Genomic DNA, 9,295 nt, shown 5'->3' with positions numbered 1-9,295 from the left:
GAAAATGCGTTTATATAGTTTTTTACAGTATTACGGGAAACACCGGTATGGGTGGCAATGGAAAGTTTGCTCCGCCCTTGGCTGTACATTCTGAGTATCTGTCTTATCTTGCTCATGCTAATCGTGGAATTGGCCATTTCGGAGGGATTATATATCCATCAAAAATAGGGTTGCTCCAATAGCATTTGGCCCCGTTCCAAACTGGTCAGTTTAGTCCGAAATCAGGTGGTCAGTTTCCAGCGGAATAGGTGGTCAGTTTAAACCGAAATGGGGTGGTCAGTTTCAGCGAAATCTCCACCTTGATCTCGTCCTGTGTTTCCAGCACTGCAAACAGCTGGTCATAGTCCGACTGCATCAGCTCGATCACATGGGGCAAGGTGCAAAACTTGCCATTTTCGTATTTCCGCAGGTACCAGATGCAGGCCGTCAAAAAATTGATTGGTGACTCCACAAAGAAATCTCCCTGCTTTTTGATCCAATCCCTATTCAGCCCCATCATAATCGTGCGAGAAGCTTCGGTCGCATCGGTAATATCATCCATGCTTTCTGGATGCAATGGGTTACACCTGTGGGTTCGGTTGAGATCATCAAAATTGATCACAAAGAACTTGGGCTTGATGGGATAATTCTTGGCATATTTCAACAGTTTGTTGTAGGCCAGCTTACTCAAATCATCAAACTTAAAATCATACAGGAACATCGAAAACCCCTTTTTGATATGCTGGTCAATGATGTGACGGATTACAAAATAACTTTTCCCAGCACCTGGTGTTCCCGCAATCAAAAGCCCCCGAAAGGGATTGATCACGTTGATGTAACTATCTCGAATCTGTTTTCCCAATCTATACTTTGCCGGTAGGTTGACCGAATATTCGTTTTCGAGCAAGCGTTCTTCCTGTGGAAAGGTTTCATTTTCCTCATTGAAAATATCCTTGTTCAGTTTTTCTTTGATGAGCCTACTTAACTGCCCACCTCCAGTCAAGATCAGCATGTATCCAATTGAGGTGATGCCGATATAACAAACGGCAATAATGGGCGGACTTACTGGTAAATAAAAAACAAGAGCAGCAATGAAATAAAGCAGCAGACCCGTCAATAAAAATGAAACAATGCTTCTGATTTCAATCTTTTCATCCTTTTTGCCTTTTACCCCGATGAGCGAAATAATTAGCAGCAATAAACACGCAAGCTTCGCCCACCACATTCCAGAAAAAAGTCCTGTCCTAGAAATATTCTCGATGATCCTGTCCGTAATGCTTGCCGTAAATCCCCAATGTACAAATGCCTGATAGCAGCACAAGTAAAAGTGGATCGAAAGAATAAATAAACTGATGAGCCTTGTAAAATCGATGATCTTCCTTAGCCCCTGTATGTCTTCACCTGTATTCATGCTTATAGGTTTTGCTGGTTATCTTTTTTCTTTTTCTTCTTTTTGCCGATGACAGTTGGCGCATCATAATCGGCCTTTTCAAGTAGAGGCTCCAAAGGATTTCCGAAAAAGTGGGTTGCCTGGTTAGGCTTGAGATAGGTTCTGATCTGATCTTGGGCCGCAAACTTTTCGGTTACAGCCCTTGCGCTATAATCCTTACCAAGATCGCTGCCGTTAAAAACGGTTTTAAGTTTATGGTCGACGAAAGTCAATCCATAGATCATTCCCTTATCGTTCTGCCTGAATACCACACCGATCTGCTGTTTTGCCAGTTCATTGACCAAGGTGCTTCTGGTAAGATTATTGTATTTCTGCACCACCCAATCGATCCGTTTCTTCAAATTCTCCTTAAATGGTTTCCTCTTATCCATACCTTCCTGAAAATCCTTCTCCAGATTTTTAAGTGTCGGCTGGTCATGAAAGCTGCTTGCCTTGATCGGTACGCCAATCGGGTTTAGTTTTTCATCAAGTATAGAATACAGCAATCCCTTCTTTTCGAACATGGTCGTCGCTTCCCGTCCACGATCTGCCCTGATATTGAACTGCCCGAGTATGGCATTGAATTCAGCAAGTGACGTAAAAGCGTATCCCTGTCTGACCGATAGCACAATGGAATTGATGGTCTGTTTGGTTGGCTTCTGGCCATATATAGCAGGCTTGATCGTGAGCGGATTGCCTTGTTTTCTGCCCTCAGCCTTGATGAGGCCAAACTCCGTTTCGATCGCCTTTCTAGCTGGCTCGGAAACAAGCCGACCCATATTGTGAGTGTACTTACGTTTGCCGTCTTTTTGCATCAGAGTGGTTGCAATATGGATATGTGGATGGGCTGCATCCAGATGCCTGTAGGCGATGTAGGGTTGCTCGCCAAAACCGATCTGCTCCATGTAGCTCTGGGCAATCTGTTGTACCTTCTGTAAGTCCAATTTGTCGGCGGCATCAAAGTTTAGGCTAATGTGCAGCGCATTGGTTTTGACGGTAGGATTTAGATCGGTGAGGTTTTTAAAGCGCTGGATTTTTTGATCAAGGTTTATTCTGTCTATGTCCACAGCAAACCCGCTCGCCAAAATAATTTTCGCTTCGCCCTTCTCTACCTTGTTTTCGTTATAGATCAAAATCCCCCGCATGCTTTTCCCAAATTTTATTTTTGCAACCATCGTTCCGCCAGTTTGGAAATGAGTTCAAAAAGCCGTTCTACTTTGCCCTCAACTTTGGTAAAAAGCAGGATAGTTTGGTCACTATGAAACTTCTTTTCGGCATCGGTTTTACAGGCATTAAAGTAGCGGGTCTGTTGATTAATATTTACCCCAATCGACTTCAGCTCTTTTCGGATCAGCGCCATTTCTTCCATCGGTCCGTTCATGCTAGCATCTCTGTAAAAGCAGTTGATCTTTTGGCTGGTCAGGATTTTCCTAGCCACCTCGGCCAGGCTCTGGCAGTCGCTTTCAACTAATAGTTTATTCAGCTTTTGATGAAGCCCGTCGTTTACCCGAATGATTAGGTTATGCTTTAAAAGTTCATCTTCGCTGGTCTTTTTCTTTGACATTTCTCATTACTTTTAGAATTACGAGTTCCGAGTAATTCTCCGGCCACAAGGACGGCAAGATTTCCAATGCGCATGCATTGGTACATCTTGCTGCAAACATGGGTTTGCTAGATTTCATACTCCTAACATTTTTGATTGGCTAAAATATATTGCCGGATGTTTGTATTATTTGATAACAAAAATGAAAAATTACATTTTCTTGATAGGTGTATGATATAGGTTATAACCTTAAATTATAATGTTACAAATTAATCAATTTGATAATTTTCTTGTAATGATTTGACATGAAGTAAAGCCTTGATTCCATAAACTGATTAAATGTAAAAAAGCATTAGCCAGCACATTTACAATTACAAGAGTCTAGTTTCTAAAACATTCTACCAATAAAAAAATTCCATTTGAAATAGGTGCAATATTAATATAGTAAAATAATATGGAGATATGAAAAAGATTAAAGTGGAAACCAAAATATTTTTCCATAACAATATTCTATAATTGTAATGATAAAAAATTCTAGTGAATTAAAGATAATTGAATATTGTTGTTAGAAGTTTCTTGTTAACAACGTATTTTTTTATATTGGACTAACGCTTGGTGTACAATATTTTTATCTTCAAGTTGATTCAGTCTAAGCATATGCTGAGTTGCCTTAAACCTTGGGTCTCCTTCTGAAACCATAGTATTAAAGATAATCCTAAACTCGACATCTTTTCTAGCGCTTAAAACTTCTTTTATAATCGAATGAGTTTTTGCGCAAGGGTCGCAGTACAAATTGCTTACCATAGTAATGATATGTGTCGGCGAAATGACATTGCCGATAACAATTGACCATTCCTTGTCAGGAGAAACAAATTTTGCGTTTTTCACCAACAACATATCGAAAATTTCCTTGTTATATTTAAACTCTCTAAGTTGAACTTTAACAGCTTTAAATTGGGATAGTCTATAAAAGTAATCTCTGGTCGAAAACCATATAAAGGCAGGTATGACCATAGCCACAATCAACGCTATTATAATATCATTATCTGGAATAGCTAATGGGCCAGATATGATATTTGTTAATGTAAAAAACTCTCCCCAAAGTGCGCCCATGACTGTACAGCATAAAATACACCAATTTCTCACCACTAAAGCTTGGTAGTAAATTGAATAAAATGTATAAGGTAGAGATATCAAATTAATCAAAAAAAGCACTTGAAACATTGAAGCAGATTCCAAATTGAAAAGAAAAAGAAGAATACTACCGAAGAAATAAAAAAATCCAACCTCACTCCAACTTAACCAACTAAATATGTTAGCTGCTTTCGATGAAAGAATTGCATTGCAATTTGTTTTTTTACCACTTTCACAGATTAATTTTATTAGGGAATTATTTCTATTAATGCTATGAACTAACAATAATATGGATGCGCAGAGTCCAATAGTTTTAAAAAATAAAAGACCAAGCACCTCCCATTTTGATATATCAGTTAACCCGCTTAAATAAATTAAACTAAATGCCAAAATTGCAGCGAAGAGCAGCATAAAACTCATTTTTATTTTTTCGAAGCGCAACACATTTTTTGTGACAGGAGCCATGTCGCTGAACAGTACATAACCGGTAAAGGTTCTTAGAAAGACACTTAGATCAATTTTACGTTTGTTCCATCTTTCATTTGATAATTTTATATGTTTGCCTTCAATATCATGCACTATAACAAATTCACCATTATTCTCGCTAGTTTGTGCTATGAAAGGAAATTGTAGATTCTCGAGCTCTTGAGCTTTTATATTTAAAGCATAATTTCTAATTTGAAAACTGTTAAGTACATCGCTAATTGAAAGAAAGCTTCCGTACTCAGGATGCATTTGGAGCTCATTAATTACTTCTTTTTCGTTAGCCTTGACACTGTAGGATCTAAGAAAATTGATTAAAACGAATTCTATGTTTTCAAGACCACTTAAAGCAAACATATAAAGCATTAATTAAATTCATCAGTTAAATTATAATTTTTTTACACCCGCTTTCCAACAAAAAACCCTAAGTAAATGTATTTTTTTTAATTTGTATTTCCAAAAAAAGATATTCGACAAGAGCTATTTTTATTTATCTACTTAATAAAAATCATTAATATAATCAGACCTTATATCAATAACAATCTAATTGGTATTATGGAACATTACAAGTATGTATACCTAAATTGCAGACGTCTGTCTAAAAATTTATCGTAAGATAGCGCAAATGATCATTATCTAATGTCTCCGATCAAACTAAAATTAAATCCGAGATATTTAAAAAGATCTCCAACCAGGAAGAGGTGCTTATGAAATGCTGCCAAAAATTTGTTATAAGACATCTTATTTTATATTTTAGATAAAAATTATTTTGTCACTAAACATCAACCACTACTAAGCTAACTAATATGAAAAAAATCATTATATTAATTTCTCTAACAGTATTGAATTACAATATCTGCTTAGCTCAAAAATCAGAGCTCGCTGTCGGGCATGCTATTTATAACTTTATTCATTTAAGAGACACTACACAAAGGGATAAACCATATGAAGAAGAATTAAATCTATTCATAAGTAAGACTTCAAGTTTTTACAGTAGTGCTGATGCAGTTAAAGATAAAGCAATGATCGACAATCAGATTCAAGAACAGCTGAAAAACGCTGTTGATCCAAATAAAGTGAGCTTTAATATTTCTGGAAGTAGGCAAGTTACGACAAGCGAATACTTTCAGTTTCTTGCTGAGAAAAAGTTATTTGTAAAGCAACTCTTAGGAGGAAACCCCTTTTTAATTGAACAAAGCCTACCAAAAATGAATTGGCAGATAAAAGGGGATACCTTAACTATTAAGGGATTAAAATGTCAACTTGCAACAACAGTCTTTGGTGGCAGAGACTATAATGCTTGGTTCTGCGCAGACATGCCTTTCCAAACTGGCCCGTGGAAGTTCAATGGGCTCCCTGGACTAATAATTTCGGTATACGATACTAAAAATGAAGTAAGTTTTAAACTTCAATCATTTAGTGATGTGAGAAGCAAAAATATCTTACTTACGTTACCTGACGATGTTATTAAAATTACCCCAGAAGAGTTTGCGAAATTAGAGAAGCTTGAAAGAACAGATCCTGCAGCTTTCTCTAAGATGGTAGGACCAGGTAAAAATACTGGACCATTTGCTAATGTCGATAGAAGCAAAATTAGCTCAATTAGTATTAAAAAACCTAAGGCTTCCTTTAGTAATGTTATAAACAACCCTTTAGAATTACCTTCAATTAAATGAGGCAAATTGCATTCATTGCCTTTATTTTATTAACTAGCCAGACGATTAGTTTAGCCCAAAAGATTGAGGGAAAAGTGACCGATAGTCTATCAAAAAATATTTTTTCCGCTAGTGTAAATTTGATCAGAAGCAGTGGAACAATCATTTCTTATGCCGTTACTGACGAAAATGGGAGGTTCAACTTAACATTGCCTGCAAATACTGATACAACAAACCTAATGTTTAGAATAAGTTGTATAGGGTATAAGCCTATTCTAAGAAAAATGTCTGGTTTCGAAAATTTCTATAACTTCAAATTAACAGAAGATGCATACCATTTACAAGAGGTTTCGATTACAAAGGTGAAATCTGGCATTTCATTGAATGGTGATACTGTCGATTACCTGGTTTCAAAATTTAGTACTGAACAAGATATGGTTATAGGCGATGTATTAAAAAGGATGCCCGGAATTAAAGTTGATGCAAATGGGAAGATAAGTTTTAACGGAAAACAAATATCTAGTTTCTACATTGAAGGTGACGATCTTTTAGATGACCGCTACAATATAGCAACCAGATCAATACCAGCTTCTGCAGTTGAAAAGATTCAAATATTACAAAATCACCAAGCAATTAAGATGCTCCAAGGCAAGGAACTAAGCGATAAATTAGTTTTAAATCTTAAACTTAAAGATAATTCAAAGGTACAACTACTTGGACAAGCAAAGGCGGCGCTAGGAACTCCTGAAAAATACGATGGAGATTTGAACCTAATGATGTTTAAAAACAAGTTTAAAGCAATAAATTCTATAAAAGCCAACAACATTGGAAATGATGTATCCTCTGACATAATCTCCCATAAAACAAATGATGAAAGACCTACAATGTTTGGAGATCCTGTCGATCAATTATCCATTGGAAGCACTGGCGATCCAAACCTTCCTTCTGAGCGTTTTTTGTTCAATAAGGTCACATTATTGAATATCAATAATTTAATAAAATGGGGCGAGGACATTCAGTTCAAGTTCAACGTATCTTATCTAAATGACACTCAATCTAGAAAAAATGAATCTGAGACCATTGTTCAATTACCACAATCCCTGATTTCTTATAACGAAACCCAGGTTACAAAGGCCAGATTAGATTTAGTACATTTACAAGCAAATTTAAATATTAATAAAAAAAATATATATTTGAATAATACATTGAAATCTGACTTTAACAGAAATATTGGCAGGTCTACCCTCGCTGCCAATAATCGGGTCACAGATCAAAATCTATCAAATTTGCCAGCAAGTTTATCTAATGAAATTAATCATATGACTATCTTGAATTCTGGATTAATTTTAAACTCTTACTCCCAAATAAGTATTTATAAGGCTCCTGAGATCTTATCAATAACGCCCGCTCCTAGCGCAAGCATTTTCAATAACGGTATGCCATATTCCAATGTAGAACAAAGTGTCTCAATACCAACCCTGAATTTCAATAACAACATAACTTTCAAATACCCCATAAAAGGTGTAATGATAGACTTTAAAACAGGACTGAATTTTCAACAACAAAATTATAACTCTACTCTTTCTTTCCTGCCATATGGTTCATCTATTAGAGTAAATTTTCCTAATGGTTTAAATGACGTTTATTGGAGACAAACTAAGGCGTACCTCGAACCCCGTTTACAAATTGCGGGCAAAAAGCTTATAGTAGACTTGGAACTTCCGATCTTTTTTCAAACAACCAAATTCTCGCAAAGAACCAATAACGTTGAAACAACAAATTCTCAAGTATTCTCTACCCCGAAAGTTAGTTTGAGATATAAATTAGATGTTCAGAAAAGTGTAGAGTTGACTTATAGGTTATCCAATGATTTTGGAGAAGTGAGCGATTTGTTCAGCGGGCAAGTTTTAACCGATTATAGAACTTTAATTTCAAATTCGGGGATCCAAAATCAACGTACTGCCCACATGACCAATTTGAACTATAAAATGTCCAAAGTAGAAAAGTTATTCTTCATGAGCGTTGACTTACAATTATTATTGTCAAGATCAAATATAATTAGCTCAAATACAACAGATACAAACTTCCTAAGTCAAGAAATGTTACCAGTTGAAAATAATAATCGAAACATATCTATTTATACTTATTTTAGTAAGTATTTGTTTCCACTATCTTCAACATTAACTGCAAGTCCGTTCTTCTCTTCATTTTCACAGAATATTTTGCAAAACGGAGTCTTTCTCCCCATTAAAACAAATGTTGCAGGTTTAGGTTTAGGAGTCGAGACTAAAATAAATGATAAAATATCTTTTAATTATAATGGTAAGTTTAGCAACGTAGACATATCAAAAGATTTATTTAACAGACAGATTAGTCATAAGTTTGCTGTAAATTACATTCCCCTAAAAAACCTTTTTTTTAAATTATCGTCTGAAAGAGGGAATATTAAACAGTCTAATGTAGAAGAGCAATTTTATACTTTTGTTGATCTTTCGAATAGATATCAGTTTAATAAGAAGAAATTTGAAATTGAGTTACGGGCTAATAACATATTGAATACCAAAACATTTGTTTATTCAAATCAGTTACAAAATACCACCACTTTCAATACTTATACTATTCCTGGTAGAATATTTTTGCTAAGTTTCCTATTTAACTTTTAAGCATTCTTATTCTAGAAATAAGTTTTAATCCTTTTTTAGCTTTAGAAAGCGTTACTCTCTTCTTTACTTATAGATTATTGACTATTTCATCCTCATTTTAACTAGTCTATATGGATCCATTATAACATCCGTCTTCACGAGTTCATCAGGTTTTAAGTGATAAATGAACTTTCTAAGTTATTCCCAAAAATCATTTTCTCCAAAATAATTAAATTTTTTAGTCAAATTCGTGTGCAAATCGTGTGCAAATAAAAAGCCCCACTCGGACGAAGTGGGGCTAACTCACTGATTGTGAGCTCCCTCTGCTGGGCTCGAACCAGCGACCCTCTGATTAACAGTCAAACTCAATTACATTGGGTTATAACCCGGTTCATCCACCAATCGGTAAAGTTACGATTGTAATCTTTGC

General features: G+C 35.6%; 6 protein-coding genes and 1 pseudogene. 3 read left to right on the top strand and 4 right to left on the bottom strand.

What is annotated here, in order from left to right:
- On the top strand, positions 1-182 hold a 182-nt coding region (locus tag FA045_RS19240), incomplete at its 5' end, for a hypothetical protein (RefSeq protein ID WP_449415939.1).
- A gap of 104 nt (positions 183-286) precedes the next feature.
- Here FA045_RS19240 and FA045_RS17040 read toward each other — a convergent pair.
- The 4 genes and pseudogenes from FA045_RS17040 to FA045_RS17025 all read right to left on the bottom strand — a co-directional run.
- Positions 287-1,390, bottom strand: a pseudogene (locus FA045_RS17040) (YWFCY domain-containing protein); the annotation flags it as partial.
- Between the two features lie 2 nt (positions 1,391-1,392).
- A complete protein-coding gene (locus tag FA045_RS17035) occupies positions 1,393-2,583 on the bottom strand; it encodes a relaxase/mobilization nuclease domain-containing protein (RefSeq protein WP_136878290.1) in 1,191 nt (396 codons plus the stop codon).
- On the bottom strand, positions 2,568-2,972 hold the full coding sequence (locus FA045_RS17030; protein ID WP_136878289.1) for a mobilization protein: 405 nt from the start codon (positions 2,970-2,972) through the stop codon (positions 2,568-2,570). The genes FA045_RS17035 and FA045_RS17030 overlap by 16 nt, the downstream gene beginning before the upstream one ends.
- 558 nt (positions 2,973-3,530) lie before the next feature.
- Entirely contained in the window at positions 3,531-4,925 is a 1,395-nt protein-coding gene (locus FA045_RS17025; protein ID WP_169305083.1) for a vitamin K epoxide reductase family protein, read from the bottom strand.
- A 449-nt stretch (positions 4,926-5,374) separates the two neighbouring features.
- Here FA045_RS17025 and FA045_RS17020 point away from each other — a divergent pair, with 449 nt between their 5' ends.
- Together FA045_RS17020 and FA045_RS17015 are read left to right on the top strand one after the other, a co-directional pair.
- The gene (locus FA045_RS17020) at positions 5,375-6,244 is read left to right on the top strand and encodes a GLPGLI family protein (RefSeq protein WP_136878287.1); all 870 of its coding nucleotides are present in this window, start codon (positions 5,375-5,377) and stop codon (positions 6,242-6,244) included.
- Positions 6,241-8,886, top strand: coding sequence for a hypothetical protein (locus FA045_RS17015; protein ID WP_136878286.1), 2,646 nt, complete (start codon positions 6,241-6,243; stop codon positions 8,884-8,886). The genes FA045_RS17020 and FA045_RS17015 overlap by 4 nt, the downstream gene beginning before the upstream one ends.
- Positions 8,887-9,295 lie beyond the last annotated feature (409 nt).

The sequence above is a fragment of the Pedobacter cryotolerans genome (genome assembly GCF_005116475.1).
Taxonomy (GTDB): domain Bacteria; phylum Bacteroidota; class Bacteroidia; order Sphingobacteriales; family Sphingobacteriaceae; genus Pedobacter; species Pedobacter cryotolerans.
This window is presented reverse-complemented; position numbering and strand designations above follow the sequence as displayed.

Excerpts from the sequence above, each read along its gene's own strand:
- FA045_RS17030 (WP_136878289.1), bottom strand. The coding sequence starts at position 2,972 with ATGTCAAAGAAAAAGACCAGCGAAGATGAACTTTTAAAGCATAACCTA.
- FA045_RS17035 (WP_136878290.1), bottom strand. The coding sequence starts at position 2,583 with ATGGTTGCAAAAATAAAATTTGGGAAAAGCATGCGGGGGATTTTGATC.
- FA045_RS17020 (WP_136878287.1), top strand. The coding sequence starts at position 5,375 with ATGAAAAAAATCATTATATTAATTTCTCTAACAGTATTGAATTACAAT.
- FA045_RS17015 (WP_136878286.1), top strand. The coding sequence starts at position 6,241 with ATGAGGCAAATTGCATTCATTGCCTTTATTTTATTAACTAGCCAGACG.
- FA045_RS17025 (WP_169305083.1), bottom strand. The coding sequence starts at position 4,925 with ATGTTTGCTTTAAGTGGTCTTGAAAACATAGAATTCGTTTTAATCAAT.